13 protein-coding genes are annotated in these 14,430 nt (G+C 70.1%); 7 read left to right on the top strand and 6 right to left on the bottom strand.

Annotated features, from left to right (window positions below):
• The first annotated feature begins 122 nt into the window (after positions 1-122).
• Positions 123-704, top strand: a complete 582-nt coding sequence (locus tag ACWDA7_RS00695) for a TetR/AcrR family transcriptional regulator (protein WP_450602038.1) — start codon at positions 123-125, stop codon at positions 702-704.
• Positions 701-1,168 carry a universal stress protein gene (locus tag ACWDA7_RS00690; RefSeq protein WP_450602037.1) on the top strand — a complete coding sequence of 156 codons (468 nt, stop codon included), beginning with the start codon at positions 701-703 and terminating at the stop codon, positions 1,166-1,168. Before ACWDA7_RS00695 ends, ACWDA7_RS00690 begins: the two co-directional genes overlap by 4 nt.
• Positions 1,169-3,305: 2,137 nt before the next feature.
• On the opposite strand, the gene ACWDA7_RS00685 is transcribed toward ACWDA7_RS00690, so the two are convergent.
• Together ACWDA7_RS00685 and ACWDA7_RS00680 are read right to left on the bottom strand one after the other, a co-directional pair.
• Complete coding sequence (locus ACWDA7_RS00685) at positions 3,306-3,632, bottom strand: MazG-like family protein (protein WP_450602036.1); 327 nt, start codon at positions 3,630-3,632, stop codon at positions 3,306-3,308.
• 23 nt (positions 3,633-3,655) lie between these two features.
• Positions 3,656-4,198 carry a DoxX family protein gene (locus ACWDA7_RS00680; protein WP_450602035.1) on the bottom strand — a complete coding sequence of 181 codons (543 nt, stop codon included), beginning with the start codon at positions 4,196-4,198 and terminating at the stop codon, positions 3,656-3,658.
• Between the two features lie 165 nt (positions 4,199-4,363).
• Between ACWDA7_RS00680 and ACWDA7_RS00675 the strand changes: the two genes are divergently transcribed.
• Entirely contained in the window at positions 4,364-4,690 is a 327-nt protein-coding gene (locus ACWDA7_RS00675; RefSeq protein ID WP_450602034.1) for a nuclear transport factor 2 family protein, read from the top strand.
• A gap of 56 nt (positions 4,691-4,746) precedes the next feature.
• A complete protein-coding gene (locus ACWDA7_RS00670) occupies positions 4,747-5,742 on the top strand; it encodes an aldo/keto reductase (RefSeq protein WP_450602033.1) in 996 nt (331 codons plus the stop codon).
• Positions 5,743-5,773: 31 nt separating this feature from the next.
• Here ACWDA7_RS00670 and ACWDA7_RS00665 read toward each other — a convergent pair whose 3' ends face one another.
• Together ACWDA7_RS00665 and ACWDA7_RS00660 are read right to left on the bottom strand one after the other, a co-directional pair.
• Positions 5,774-6,550, bottom strand: a complete 777-nt coding sequence (locus ACWDA7_RS00665; RefSeq protein ID WP_450602032.1) for an ABC transporter ATP-binding protein — start codon at positions 6,548-6,550, stop codon at positions 5,774-5,776.
• Between the two features lie 75 nt (positions 6,551-6,625).
• Positions 6,626-8,071, bottom strand: a complete 1,446-nt coding sequence (locus tag ACWDA7_RS00660; protein ID WP_450602030.1) for an ABC transporter permease — start codon at positions 8,069-8,071, stop codon at positions 6,626-6,628.
• Positions 8,072-8,458: 387 nt separating this feature from the next.
• Between ACWDA7_RS00660 and ACWDA7_RS00655 the strand changes: the two genes are divergently transcribed.
• Complete coding sequence (locus tag ACWDA7_RS00655; protein WP_450602029.1) at positions 8,459-9,676, top strand: D-alanyl-D-alanine carboxypeptidase family protein; 1,218 nt, start codon at positions 8,459-8,461, stop codon at positions 9,674-9,676.
• 235 nt (positions 9,677-9,911) lie between these two features.
• Here ACWDA7_RS00655 and ACWDA7_RS00650 read toward each other — a convergent pair whose 3' ends face one another.
• Both ACWDA7_RS00650 and ACWDA7_RS00645 read right to left on the bottom strand, forming a co-directional pair.
• Positions 9,912-10,673 carry an SDR family oxidoreductase gene (locus ACWDA7_RS00650; protein ID WP_450602028.1) on the bottom strand — a complete coding sequence of 254 codons (762 nt, stop codon included), beginning with the start codon at positions 10,671-10,673 and terminating at the stop codon, positions 9,912-9,914.
• 98 nt (positions 10,674-10,771) lie between these two features.
• Complete coding sequence (locus ACWDA7_RS00645) at positions 10,772-11,803, bottom strand: Gfo/Idh/MocA family protein (protein ID WP_450602152.1); 1,032 nt, start codon at positions 11,801-11,803, stop codon at positions 10,772-10,774.
• Positions 11,804-11,884: 81 nt separating this feature from the next.
• Here ACWDA7_RS00645 and ACWDA7_RS00640 point away from each other — a divergent pair, with 81 nt between their 5' ends.
• Positions 11,885-13,291 (top strand): multidrug effflux MFS transporter, encoded by a 1,407-nt coding sequence (locus tag ACWDA7_RS00640; RefSeq protein ID WP_450602026.1) that lies wholly within the window; start codon positions 11,885-11,887, stop codon positions 13,289-13,291.
• A complete protein-coding gene (locus ACWDA7_RS00635; RefSeq protein ID WP_450602025.1) occupies positions 13,237-14,418 on the top strand; it encodes a serine hydrolase domain-containing protein in 1,182 nt (393 codons plus the stop codon). The genes ACWDA7_RS00640 and ACWDA7_RS00635 overlap by 55 nt, the downstream gene beginning before the upstream one ends.
• The last annotated feature ends 12 nt before the right edge of the window (positions 14,419-14,430 follow it).

Genomic DNA, 14,430 nt, shown 5'->3' with positions numbered 1-14,430 from the left:
TCACAAACGACAGCCCGACTGTTAAAGTGGAGGCATTCCTCCAGATAAAGTGGAGGCATTCCTCCGGAACAGTAACGGAGGCTTACCTCCAGTTCAACCCAGCGCCCCAGAAGGAGGCAGTGGTGACCGACCGAGCCACTCTGAGCGAGATCGTTGCAGTGCAGCGTCCCCGCCGTGCCGACGCGCGGCGCAACTTCGACGCCCTGCTCGCCGCCGCCCGCGACACCTTCGCGGGCAAGGGCGCCGACGCCTCCCTCGAGGACATCGCCCGGCAGGCGGGTGTGGGCATCGGCACGCTGTACCGCAACTTCCCCACCCGCCGGCACCTCTTCGAGACGGTCTACGCCGAGGAGGTCGACAGCCTGTGCCGACTGACCGAGGAGCTCTCCGACGTACCGGCCTGGGAGGCGCTCACCTTGTGGCTGCGCCGCGTCGTCGACTCCACGGTCACCATACGAGCCGTCCGGGAAGCCCTGAGCGACGAGTCGGAGGTCTTCGTCAACTGCCGCCGCTCCATGGTCGACGCGGGTGAACCGCTGCTCTGCTGCGCCCAGATCGCCGGTCAGGCCCGCCCCGACATCACCTTCGACGACCTGCTGCGCATGGTCTCCGGTATCGCCGGCGCCGCCTTCACCGACACCGCCCAGCGCGACCGGGTCCTGACCGTCGCCCTCGACGGTGTACGCACCGGTGGCGGGCAGTGACCGACGTGGAACAGCACTCGCACCAGTTCGAGCGGGGAACGGACGGGCCCAAGGTCATCGTCGTCGGGGTCGACGGCTCCGACTCCTCGCTCCGGGCGGGGTACTACGCCGGCGGTCTCGCCCGACGGCAGCGCGCGCTGCTCGCGATCGTGTACGTGCAGCCCGTGATGGCGACGAGGGTGGCGCTCGGGGTGCCGGTGGCCGAGACGACCAACGAGATCGCGGAGGACTTGGTCAAGTTCATCCGCGAGGCCGCTGAGCACGTCAAGGGGACATTCAAGATTCGCTGGGAGTTCCACACCTTCCGCGGCGACCCCTACAACGGTCTGGTCCAGGCGGCCGACGAGTTGAAGGCGGACGCGGTCGTGGTGGGCGCCTCGGCGCAGGCCGGCCACCGCATCATCGGGTCGGTCGCGATCCGGCTGGTGAAGGCAGGGCGCTGGCCGGTGACGGTCGTACCATAGGCGGTCGACCGCTCGCCGCACCGTTCGCCGACGAACAGCGACCGCCCACCGCGCGCCCTGCTCTTCCGCCTCCTGATCGACGTCTCCGATCCAGGGAGTGACTAATCCGCGCTCGTTTCCTTGGCGCTCAGGGGTGTCGCGAGGGCGGTGGAACGACTTTGGGCTGGAGTTTCAATGATCGAGTTAAGAGCGCATGGGCCACTCGATCAGTTCTTCTGGAAGTGAGGGGGCAAGTCTCTGGCGTGCGGCGGCTCATCGCGGCTGATCCTTTGACCTGCGCAGACGCCGGGACTAGTGGTCATCATCTGTCAACGCCGGTTCGCCTCGGACGGCCCAGAGACGGCCCGGGCGGCAGAAGCGATGCGCCCAGTGGACTCCTCAGCGTCCGTTGTCGCCAGCGGCGATCAGCTCTTGTGCCTCACGACGGATCTCTCGCTCATACTCCGCATGGTGCTCCGGGTCGTCCTCGCACGTGCTGGCAAGCCCCATGGATTCCGGCGACGACCCAACCTGCGGATCCGCCATCGCTGTAGGTCTTGATGGCGAGCGCCGGCAGCACTGTTCCGACCACTCCACCTGCCAGATCAAGGAGGATCTCAACTTGCGTTGGCTTTCGGGAGGTTGCTCACGGCGTCATCGTGAGAGGGGAAGGGCTGGCAGCCAAGGCCGCGTGCACTGCCGCGACTCGTACCTTGGGCCCGCGGTCGGCGTAGCGACTTTGGCCGGGAGCTTTGGACGAGTGATGTCAAAGGCCCCCGGACCGAGTGATCCCGGGGTCTTTGCGGTGGTGGGGCGAACAGGATTTGAACCTATGGGCTCATCCTTGTCAGGTCGATCACAGAGAGCTGCCGATGTCGGTCAACGGGTGCTGTACCGCGTGCTGGTCGGTCGCTGAGGTTCGGCCTCGGCCGCTGTCGTTCGCGACTGTTGGTGTCAGCTGCTGGTGTCAGGATTCGGAGCGGTCTTGACGCGGGCCCACCTTGCCGACTCACGCCCGTAGCGGACAGCTGCCATCGTGAGCCCTGAAGCCAGGAAGCATCGCGTGGTTGTGTCGTCTGCGGTGATCAGGAAGATCAGAAGTGGTATCACGACCGCCAGGTGCCAGAGCGGGTGATTCCACCGACTGTTCTTCCACATCATCGGTCCTGCCGCCGGCGTCTACGACGCAACCCCCGGGCGTTGGCGACGGCGACGAGGAGAGTGCCGCCGACTGTCATAGGGAGGTTAGAAGCGAAGGGCCTCAGAGGGGGGTGTTCAAGGAAGGCTCGAGCGAACGCAATTCCGATCAGGGCGGCTGTCAGTCCGATCGCCCACAAGAGCAATACCAGCAACCATGTGCTCCGGGTGCTCAGCCAAGAAGTCATTGGATCATCATGCACCCGACGTACCGCCGACCACAGCCCCCTCGCATCGGTGCAGTGGCCTGGGCGGGAGCTGCTCGGGCGTCAGCGATCCAGCAGCCCCCACGGCTGTCAGCGCTCAGGCGGGCGACGGGCGAGCAAGCCGGGCCCTTGGCACTCACCCCTCGTCCTCCATCTTGATCGACGTGCTGCTTTCTTCTGCGACGCGGACCGACAACGACCCCATAGCTGGTGGCATCGGATTTCTGATCACCGGTGCACTCGTGTTGATCTTCGCGGCCCTTGCCCGCTGGAGGGGATGGAAGGTGCTCCATGCGGAAGGTCCGTACTCCTTTCGTTCGGCCGTCGGCCAGGGTGCCGCTACTCTCGCTGTCGGTCTCGCCATGCTTCTCTACGGCCTGGCACGACAGAGATAGGGATCTGCCCCTCGGCTGCCTTGATCGGCTCCCAATCGGACGGAAACGTACCGACGAGGTCGGCGGAACGACTTTGACCGGCAGCTGCTTTGGCGCGAGTGATCATGGCCCCTTACGCTGGCTCGCGGATCGGGCAGTAGTTTCCGGACCACGAGCCCGGGCTCGGATCCCGACGGCAGTTGGACCGTCAGTTTCCACAACAGCTCGACCACCCAGGAATACCGCGTACAGGCCGTTGTCTATTGCGTGCCGTCGTGACGGGCGTGACGGGCGTGACGGTTTGCAACGCCTTTTCCGCGACAGCGAATTCAGTGCCGTTCAAGGCCCCCGGGACCACCGTCCCGGGGGCCTCGGTCCGACTCACAGCGAGCGGCGCGTCACCCGTTCCAGATGGGCCGTGAAAACCTCGCGGGCGTTCGGGGCCAGGGTGCGCAGGGCCACCAGGGCCGTGATCACCACGTCGCAGAGTTCCGCCTGGACGTCGTCCCAGTCGTGTGTGGTGCCCTTGCGCGGGTTCTGGCCCGTCGCCCCGATGACCGCCTGGGCGACCTCGCCGACCTCCTCCGACAGTTTCAGAATGCGCAGCAGCAGTCCCTCCGCGTCGTCGTGCGTCCGGTTCGCGTCCAGCCATGCGTGCAGCCGGTCGATCGACTTCCACAGGTCCGCGGAGGCGTGGTGCTCGCTCATGCACGCAGCCTGCCACGCGGCGGCTATTCCTCGAACAGCGCCTCCTGCTCGCCCTGCGCCTGCCGCAGCCGCTTGCTCCGCGCACACACCACCATCGCCGTGACCGCGGCCGTCACCGCGAACGCCGCCGGGACCATCCAGTCGCGGTTGACGGCGTTGCCGAGCAGTTCGTCCAAAGAGAACCGGCCGGGGCCGGCGACCGCCAGGCCGGCCGCCGTCAGTCCGATGGACAGGGGATATTCGTAGCCGCCGCTCTGGTTGAAGAACCCGTTCGGTGCGTGCACGGCCATCGCCCCCGCCATTCCGCCTGCTGCCGCGGCACCCGCCGCCGGGGTCGCGAGGCCCAGCGCCATCAGCGTGCCGCCGCCCGCCTCCGCGAGCCCCGAGGCCACCGCGCACACCTTGCCCGGCCGGTATCCCACGGATTCCATGAACTGGCCGGTGCCCTCGATCCCGCCGCCGCCGAACCAGCCGAGCAGCTTCTGTGAGCCGTGTGCCGCGAGCACCCCGCCGATGCCCAGCCTGAGCAGGAGAAGTCCCACATCGCGTCGGTCGGAACAGGCCACGATCACTCCCGGGGCAGGCAACAGGAAAGGGTTTCCTCCGCAGCCCCACCGTCCCACCGCCGCCACCGCCCGGCCCGTCCACGGTGCCGTTCGGGTGGTGTGCCCCGGGCGGCGAGGACGGGGCTCCGGTGGCGGGCGTCCGGAACCGGTGTGACCCTGGCAGCCATGACGATTCAGACAGCCAGACTCACCGACCCCGCGGTCCGGGCCTTCGTCTCCGCCGTCAACTCCCATGATCGCGACGGGTTCATGGCACTGCTCTCACCGGACGCCACCATGGCCGACGACGGCTCGGAGCGGGACCTCGCCGACTGGATCGACCGGGAGATCTTCTCCACCCACGGTCATATGGACATCGACAGCGAGTCCAACGGCGGTCGCTCCCTCCTCGCCCGCTACAGCAACGACACCTGGGGCGAGATGCGCACCCGGTGGACCTTCGACGTGGACGACGACGGCAGGATCTCCCACTTCGAGACCGGGCAGGCCTGATCGCGGCCGCAGGGCTCTTGCCTTGAAGTGCGCTCCAACTCCTAGCCTCACCGGACATGGAGACCATCGAGCACACCAGGACGCTGGGCCGCAGCGGTATCGAGGTCAGCGCACTCGGGTTCGGGTGCTGGGCCATCGGCGGCGAGTGGAGCACTCCGGACGGACAGCCCCTCGGCTGGGGCAAGGTCGACGACGAGGAGTCCGTACGGGCGGTACGGCGGGCCCTCGACCTCGGCGTCACCTTCTTCGACACGGCCGACGCCTACGGCGCCGGCCACAGCGAGCGCGTCCTCGCGCGTGCCCTCGGCAAGCGGCGCGACGACGTGGTCCTCGCCACCAAGTGGGGCAACGTCATCGACGAGGAGCGCCGGCTACTCATCGGCAGCGACGACTCCCCGGCATACGCCCGGCGCGCGCTGACCGCCTCCCTGCGCCGGCTCGGCACGGACCACGTCGACCTCTACCAACTGCACCTGTCCGACGCCGACCCGGCACGGGCCGCCGAACTCCGCGACACCTGCGAGGAGTTCGTCCGCGAGGGGCTTGTGCGTGCGTACGCCTGGAGCACCGACGACCCGGCGCGGGCCGCGGTCTTCGCCGAAGGCCCGCACTGCGCTGCCGTACAGCATCGTCTCAACATCCTTCAGGACGCACCCGAACTCCTGGCGCTGTGCGAGGAGTCCGGCCTCGCGAGCATCAACCGCAGCCCCCTCGCCATGGGGCTGCTCACCGGCAAGCACACCCCCGGACGCTCCCTCGCCCCCGGCGACATCCGCAACGCGCCGCCTGCCTGGCTGCCGGGCTTCTCCGAGGGCAAGGGTGCGGACGCCGAGTGGCTGCGCCGGGTGGAGGCCCTGCGAGACGTCCTCACCAGCGACGGCCGTACGCTCACCCAGGGCGCCCTCGCCTGGATCTGGGCCCGCAGCCCGCGTACCGTCCCCATCCCGGGCTTCCGTTCGGTCGCCCAAGCCGAGGAGAACGCGGGCGCGATCGCGAAAGGGCCGCTCACTGCCGGGCAACTGGCCGAGGTCGACCGGGTACTCGGGCGGTGAGCGGCCCTCGGGAGACCGCCGGGGATGCGGTTCAGTAGCCCTGGCCGTGGCCCGGGTGGTCGTACGGCTGCCCGTACTGCTGTCCGTATTGCGGCGCGCCCTGCTGCGCGTACTGCGGGGCGCTCCGCGCGGCACCCTGCTCGGTCAGCGTGAGCCGGCCGGCGTCGATGGTGGCCAGGCGCGGGGCGCGGCGGGCGATCGAGGAGTCGTGGGTGACCATGACGAAGGTCAGCCCGTACTCGTGCCACAGCCCCTCGAGCAGCGCCATGATGTCGTCGCGGGTGCCCTCGTCGAGGTTGCCGGTGGGCTCGTCGGCGAGCAGCACCTTGGGCCGCTTGACCAGGGCGCGGGCGATGGCGACACGCTGCTGCTGGCCGCCGGACATCTCCGAGGGGACATGGCCGAGGCGTTCGCCGAGGCCGACCGAGTGCAGCGCCTCGGCCGCCCGCTCCCGTCTGGCGGCGGGTTTCACGCCGAGCGGGACGAGCGCGGTCTCGACGTTCTCCTGAGCGGTCAGGGTCGGGATGAGGTTGAACGCCTGGAAGATGATGCCGATCTTCTCGGCGCGCAGCTGGGTGAGCCTGGCCTCGCTGATCGTGGCGAGGTCGACTCCGTCCAGCTCGACACCGCCTGTGGTGGGGCGGTCCAGGCCGCCGATCATCTGCAGCAGGGTCGACTTGCCGCCGCCGGTGGGGCCCTGGATGACGAGTTGGTCGCCGTCATCGATGGTGAGGTCGACGCCGCACAGCGCCTCCACCGTCTCCTTGCCCCGCGTGTAGCGCTTGGTGACGCCGGTGAGCTTGTACATGGGTTCTCCGTGACAGATGGGGGTGGGGCGCCGTGACCCGGGGGGAACGGACACGGCGCCCCGGTTCGGGGAGGGTTACTGGACGCTGCGCAGGGCGTCCGCCGGGCGCATCCGGGAGGCGCGCCAGCCGCCCATGGCGCCGGCGATCAGCCCACCGGTGACGGCCAGGGCGACCGCGAGCACGATGGTCGTCACCGAGACCGGCGCGGACAGCGCGATCTCGAGGGTGTTCGTGGCCGCCTGGCGGCCGGGGCCGCCCGGACCACCGCCGGGGCCGCCCGTGCCGCCGCCGGAGGAGCCGAGCTGGGCGGTCAGCTTCGGACTGATCGCGGTCACCGTGTACGCGGCCGCGAGACCCAGGGCGATGCCGAGCGCGCCGCCGAGCAGACCGTTCACGACGGACTCGCCGACGACCTGGCGGGTGACGTTGCGGCTCGGCCAGCCGAGCGCCTTCAGGGTGCCGAACTCGCGCACCCGGCGGGAGACCGCGGACGAGGTCAGCAGCGCGGCCACCAGGAAGGCGGCGGCCAGAACCGCGATCGACAACCACTTGCCGACGCTGGTCGCCAGGTCGGAGGCGGTGGACAGCGAACCGGAGACGGTGGAGGCGAGGTCGGAGGAGGTGGTGACCGTCGTGCCGGAGATGTTCTTCTGGATCGTCTTCTTGACCGCCGCGATCTGCTGGGAGCCGGTCGCCTTGACGTAGATCGTGGTGACCTTGCTCTTGGCGTCGCCGAGTGTCTGCGCCTGCTTCAGCGGCAGATAGACGTCGGTGGTGGACGGGCTGCTGTCGGGCGTCGCGATGCCGATCACCGTGTACGTGGTGCCGGAGATCTTGAAGGTCGAGCCGACCTTGTAGCTCTTCTCCTTGGCGTAGGACGTGCCGACCACGGCGACCTTCGCGTCGGTCTGCGAGGCCGTGAACGTCCTGCCCGAGGTGATCTTCATCGCGGCGAGCGGTCCGAGGCCCTGGTCGGTCACGTCGACGCCGGCCACGGAGTAGTTGTTCACGTCGAAGGAGGCGCCGCCGCCCTGGACCTGGGGCTGCCCGCCGGTACCGCCGCCGGGACCGTCCTGCGCACCGCCGGACGTGGACGACTTCGCCTTGCCCTGGGTGAAGGAGCCGTCGACCTTGACGACGTTCAGGCTCAGCGCGCCGACCGCGTTCGCCACGCCCTGCTGTGCCGCGACCTTCTCCACGAGTGAGGAGCTCAGGGCCTGACCGCCCTGCGTCATCACCCGGTCGGAACTCTGCTTGGTGCCGCTGTCCGACTTGGCGTCGAACCGGAAATTGGGTTTCTGCCCACTGCTCGCGGAGGGCGCCGACTGGGCCTTGGTGACCGTCATGTCGGTGCCCAGTCCGTACAGCGAGGTGAGGACCTTGTCCTGAGCCTGCTGCATACCGGCCGACACCGAGTTGACGGTGATGACCAGAGCGATACCGAGCGCCAGACCCATCGCGATGACCAGAGCGGCCTTCTTGCGGCGGCCCAGTTCGCGCCTGAGATAGATGCCAAACATCCCATTCCTCGAAAGGTTCTCGGCGCCCGCCGTGGGCGCGGCCACACGCTAGGGAGAAACCTTTGCGTGGCCCTGAGCAAGGGATGTGCGAGGGCTGAGAATGTGCCGTCCGGGATCAGTTTTCCATCAGACAGTCCATTCCTTGGCTACACAGGGTGCATTGCCAGGGAACCCCTGTTGAGTGACCCCGCGGTGAAGAGAGGCGGGCCCGCCCGGTGTGCTTCTCCCGGTGGGACGGTGGAGGGGCGCACGAGGGCGGCTCCGCGTAATGCGCGCGCCGCCCGCCGTTATCCTCACCCCTGTGCTGACCCCTTGATGACCGGGCCTTTGCCCCCCTTTTGTCACCCCGCAGTGTGCCGCCCCGGACTCTCTTTGTACGGTCCCCGAATGCGTGATTCCTCTTCGCCCGCCCCGCGTGCCGCACGGATGTCCCGTCGTGCCGTTCTCGGGCTCGCCGCCGCGGCGCCGCTGACCCTTGCCGGACCCGCGTCCGCGTCGTCCGTGCTCCCGGACCGGATCGAGGAGGCGAGCGCCTCGTTGGTCATCGGCGGTGGACGCCTGGCCCGCTCCGGTGTTCAGGTGCTCGGGGCGGCCGGCCTGCCGAAGAAGCTCACCGCACGCTCCTGGCTCGTCGCTGATCACCACAGTGGCGAGGTGCTCGCCGCGTACAACGCGCACCAGCGGCTCGCGCCGGCCTCCACGCTGAAGATGCTGTTCGCGGACACCGTGCTGGCGAAGTTCGAGCGCGACCGCAAGTACAAGGTGACCGACGCCGATCTCGCGGACGTCCCGGCGGGCTCCAGCATGGTCGGCGTCAAGCCTGGAATCACCTACACCGTGGAGCAGCTGTGGCTCGGGGTCTTCCTCCGCTCCGGCAACGACGCGGTCCATGTGCTCAGCCATATGAACGGCGGGGTCGCGAAGACCGTCGCCGAGATGCAGGCCAAGGCGCGCGATCTGCAGGCCCTCGACACCCATGTGATCAGTCCCGACGGGTTCGACCACAAGGGCCAGCTCTCCTCCGCGTACGACCTCACGCTGTTCGCCCGGCACGGTCTGAAGGACGCCGCATTCCGCGGCTACTGCTCGACCAGGACCGCCGACTTCCCGGCGGGCGGCAGGAAGTCGTTCCAGATCCAGAACACCGACCGCCTGCTGACCGGCGCGTGGGGCCTTGGCACCTACAAGGGGCTCATCGGCGTCAAGAACGGCTACACCAGTGACGCGGGCAACACCTTCACCGGTGCGGCCACCCGCGGCGGCCGCACCCTGCTCGTGACCGTCATGCATCCGGAGCCCGGCGGCAACGGTGTCTACGAGGAGACCGCCGCCCTGCTCGACTGGGGCTTCGCACACGCCGGTAGCGCCCGTGCCGTGGGCTCGCTGGTCGATCCGCTGAGCGAGGGCGGGGCGCCGGCGACGCCCTCCCCGGCGGGTACGGCGCAGGGGGAGTCGGGAGCGGAGGCCGCCGCCGCGCGCGGCGGCTCGTCATGGAGACTGCTCGGCGAAGCCGGGGGAGCGGTGGCACTGCTGGCCGGCGGGGCCTATGCGCTGCGGGGGCGCCGGCGGCGGGAGACGGCGGAGGCGGGCCGGCACCGGCGCTGAGTCGTCGGCAGCCGTCCCGTGATCCGGCGCGTACCTCGCGGTCCCACGCGAGGTCCACCCCCTGCCGGATCCGGGACGGCTGCCGTCCCCCCTCGGTGTGGTCCACGGAACCAGAGTGCTCCAAGTGTGAAGCTCTGGTGGAGGAGTCTTGAGCATAAGCCCGCCACGTGCCGAGACACTGCGGAGGATCCCACTCCGTTTGTATAGGTTGAACACGGAACAGCAGCGGGCCCGCTCAGCCGCGGCCCACGTACGGCATCGCCGTCGCCAACACCGTCGCGAACTGCATGTTCGCCTCCAGGGGCAGCTCGGCCATGTGCCGTACGGTGCGCGCCACATCGGCCACATCCATCACGGGTTCGACGGCGAGTTCCCCGTTCGCCTGCGGGACTCCGTGCTGCATGCGCTCGGTCATGGCGGTGGCCGCATTGCCGATGTCGATCTGTCCGACCGCGATGCGGTAGGGGCGTCCGTCCAGGGACAGCGACTTGGTCAGTCCGGTCAGCGCGTGCTTGGTGGCGGTGTACGCCGCCGAATGCGGACGGGGCGTGTGTGCCGAGATCGAGCCGTTGTTGATGATCCGGCCGCCCTGGGGATCCTGCTCCTTCATCTGCCGGTACGCCGCCTGCGCGCACAGGAACGCGCCGTTCAGATTGGTGTCCACGACGTGCCGCCAGGCCTCGTACGACAGGTCCTCGACCGGCACCCCGCCCGGGCCGAACGTGCCCGCGTTGTTGAAGAGCAGGTCCAGCCGTCCGAAGCGGTCGCGCGCGGCCTCGAACAGGGCTGTCACATCAGCGGGTTGCGAGACGTCGGTGCGTACGGCGAGACAGGCGCCCTCGGGCACGAGCGCCGCCGTCTCCTCCAGTGTCCCGGCGCGCCGTCCCGCGAGCGCCACCGACCAGCCCGCGCGCAGCAGTTCCACCGCGACCGCGCGGCCGATCCCCGAGCCCGCGCCGGTCACCACCGCGATCCTCGGCCGCTTGGCAGATTCCATGGCATCCATGGGGCCGCAGCGTACGAGGAGGATCCGTCATGCGGAATCCGTTGTCCGCCATACGGTTGTCGCCCCTGCCCGGCCGCTGGAGCCGGGCATCATGCCGGAGTCAGCTGCGGTGCGGCCTCCTCGCCGGGGTAGCGGACGCCGATCCGGTCCCGGATGGCGTCCAGCGTGCGCATGACCGCGAGGCTGCCCTCCAGTGGGACGAGCGGCGACTCGGTCTCGCCAGACCGCAGCGCGCGCATCACCTCGGCGGCCTCGTGCTTGAGGCTGGTGCGCGGGCCGTCGGCGGGGTCGGCGTGGACCTCCTCGGGATCGCGGCCGTCGCGGTGAAGCACGAAGCGGTCGGGGAAGAAGAAGCCGTGGGGGATGTCGATACGGCCCTGGGAGCCGGTCACCGAGGCGGCGACGGGGGTGCCGCCATGAATGGAGCAGTGCACCGAGGCGAGAGCGCCGCTCTCCCACGAAAGCAGTGCTCCGGTCTGGAGATCGACGCCCTCGTCCGAGAGCACCGCTCTCGCGATGATGTCCGACGGCTCCCCGAGCAGCAGGTGCGCGAACGACACGGGATACACGCCCAGGTCCAGCAGCGCCCCGCCGCCCAGCGCCGGGTCCCGCAGCCGGTGCGAAGGCGGAAAGGGGCCAGCCAGCCCGAAGTCGGCCTGGATACTGCGCACTTCGCCGATGGCCCCGTCGTCGACCAGGGCTTTCAGCCGCCTCACCAGCGGATGGCAGTACATCCACATGGCTTCCATCAGGAAGGCGTCACGCTCCTTCGCCAGCGCGACCAGCTCCTGCGCCTCACGCACGTTCAGCGTGAACGCCTTCTCGCACAGCACGTTCCGCCCGGCCTCGAGGCACAGCCCGGCCGCGGCCCGGTGCGCCGAGTGCGGGGTGGCGACGTACACCACGTCGACGTCCTCGTCCTCGGCGAGGGCGCTCCACTCCCCGTAGGCCCGGGGTATCCCGAAGCGTTCCGCGAAGCCCTTCGCCGACTCCTCGCTGCGCGAGGCCACCGCCACGATCTCCGCGTCCGGCAGGTCGACCAGATCCGCCGCGAACGCCGCGGCGATCCCGCCGGTCGCCAGGATCCCCCACCGCACTCGTCCGTCCGCCGTCCCCACCATGTCCGCCCCTCGGTACACCGCCCGGTCACCTCGTACGAGCTGAGAGCATAAGTGGCAGACAGAACGCAGAGGGAGGGGCACATGCCGGAGCGCGGGGGCAGCGCACACGACCGCACGGAACCGGGGGGCCAGATACCGGGCCCTACGGATCCGGAAGGCCGCATCGAGGACGCCCGCACGACCGGGACGCGGACCGCGGCGCCCGAGCCGCAGGACACCGTCCCGGCTTCCCCCGGCGTACCCCTCGCCGGGCGCACCGCCGCCCGCCGTACCGGTCTCCTCGTCACCTTCATCCTCGGCGGCCTCACCGCTACGCCCCCGCTGGCCATGGACATGTACCTCCCGTCCCTGCCGGAGGTCACCTCGTCCCTGCACGCGCCCGCCGCGACCGTGCAGCTCACCCTCACCGGCTGCCTCGCGGGCATGGCGCTCGGCCAGCTGCTGGTCGGCCCGATGAGCGACAAGTGGGGGCGCCGGCGTCCGCTGCTCGTCGGCCTCGTCGTCTACGTCGTCGCCACCGTGTTGTGCGCGCTCGCGCCCTCGGTGGAGTCGCTGGTCGTCTTCCGTCTGGTGCAGGGGCTCGCGGGCGCGGCCGGGATCGTGATCGCGCGTGCCGTCGTCCGCGATCTGTACGACGGCGTGGCCATGGCCCGGTTCTTCTCCACCCTCATGCTGATCTCCGGGGTCGCACCGATCGTCGCGCCGCTCATCGGAGGCCAGATCCTGCGCGTCACCGACTGGCGGGGCGTGTTCGTCGTCCTCACGGTCGTCGGCATCGCGCTCACCGCGCTCGTGGCCCTGAGACTGCCCGAGACGCTCCCGCTCGACGAGAGGCACGGCGGGGGAGTCCCCGCGGCCCTGCGCTCCATGCGGGCCCTGCTGGCCGACCGCGTGTTCACCGGCTACACGCTCACGGGCGGCTTCGCCTTCGCGGCCCTGTTCGCGTACATCAGTGCCTCCCCGTACGTGATCCAGGACATCTACGGTGCCTCCCCGCAGACGTTCAGCCTGCTGTTCGGCCTCAACTCGGTCGGCCTGGTGGTCGTCGGTCAGATCAACGGGAAGCTGCTCGTCGGCCGGGTCGGCCTGGACAAGGTGCTCGCGACCGGCCTCGCGGTCATCACGCTCGCCGCGACCGCGCTGCTGCTGATGTCGGCCGGTGTCCTCGGCGAGGTGGGCCTCGCACCGGTCGCCGCGGCCCTCTTCGTCCTCATGTCGGCGATGGGCCTCGCGATGCCCAACACCCAGGCGCTGGCCCTGATGCGGACCCGGCACAACGCCGGTGCCGCCTCCGCGCTCCTCGGGACCACCTCTTTCCTGATCGGGGCTGTCGCCTCGCCGCTCGTCGGGATCGCCGGTGAGCACACCGCCGTCCCGATGGCCGTCGTCCAACTGGGCGCGGCTCTGGTCGCCGTGGCCTGCTTCGTGGCACTGTGCCGTCCCTGGAGCGGGCGCCCGGGCGCCGAGAGCCTGCGGGAGGACAGCTGAGCACGCCGAGACTGCGCATCGACACCCCGGTCAGGGCCGGGCTCGACCCGGAGGAACTGAGCCTCCTGGTCCGTGAGGTCCGCGATGCCGTCGACCGGGAGAACCCCTGGGCGGCGGGTGCCGTCGTGGTCGCCGGGCGCGGCCCGGTGATCGCCGTCGAGGAGGCGGCGGGCTGGGCGGTCCGGTACGCCGCCTACGACGCGGAGGCGGACCGCGGTGTCGAACTGCCGCCCGAGGCCCGGGTGCCGATGACCGCGGCCACCCCCTTCGACCTCGCCTCGCTCACCAAGCTGTTCACCGCGGTCGCCGCGGTCCAGCAGCTGGAGCGCGGCAGGCTGGGCATCGACGCGAGGGTGGCGACGTACCTGCCGGACTTCCCCGCGGCCGCCGAACACGGCATCACCGTACGGCAGTTGCTGACCCACACCTCCGGGATGCGGCCGGAACTCCCGCTGTACGACTGCCCGTCGCACACCGCACTGCTCGAACTGCTGCGGGCGGAGGCACCGGTGGGCGCGCCCGGTACCTACTGCTACTCGGACCTGAACCTGCTGCTTCTGCAGTACGCCCTGGAGCGCGTCACCGGGCGCCCGCTGGACGTGGTCATCCGCGAGGGTATCACCGGGCCCCTCGGCATGACGGCGACGGGCTTCGGCCCGTGCCCGGACGCGGCGGCGACGGAGGACCAGCGGCGGCCGTGGGCCAAGGCGGATCGCGGGATGCTGCGGGGCGCGGTGCACGACGAGAACGCCTGGGCGCTCGGCGGGGTGGCCGGTCACGCGGGCCTCTTCTCGACGGGGCGCGACCTGGCCGTCTTCTGCCGCGCCCTGCTCGCGGGCGGCTCGTACGGCACCGCGCGCATCCTGGGCCCCGACTTCGTCGAGCTGATGCTCGCCCCGCCGGGACTCGGCTTCGCGGTCGACCAGCCGTGGTTCATGGGGGCGCTGGCGGGCCGTGGTGCGGCGGGGCACACCGGCTTCACCGGTACGTCGCTGGTCCTGGACCGGGCGACGGACACGTTCCTCGTCCTGCTGGCGAACACCGTCCATCCCCGCCGCCGGGGCCCGGACAACCGGGTGCGGGTGGCGGCGGCCGACCGGCTGGCACGGGCGGTGCGCGGGGGCTGAGAGAATCGGCGG

It is taken from the genome of Streptomyces sp. NPDC001156, from assembly GCF_053598275.1.
Note: the sequence above shows the minus strand (reverse complement) of the source record. Positions and strands in the feature narration are given on the sequence as shown.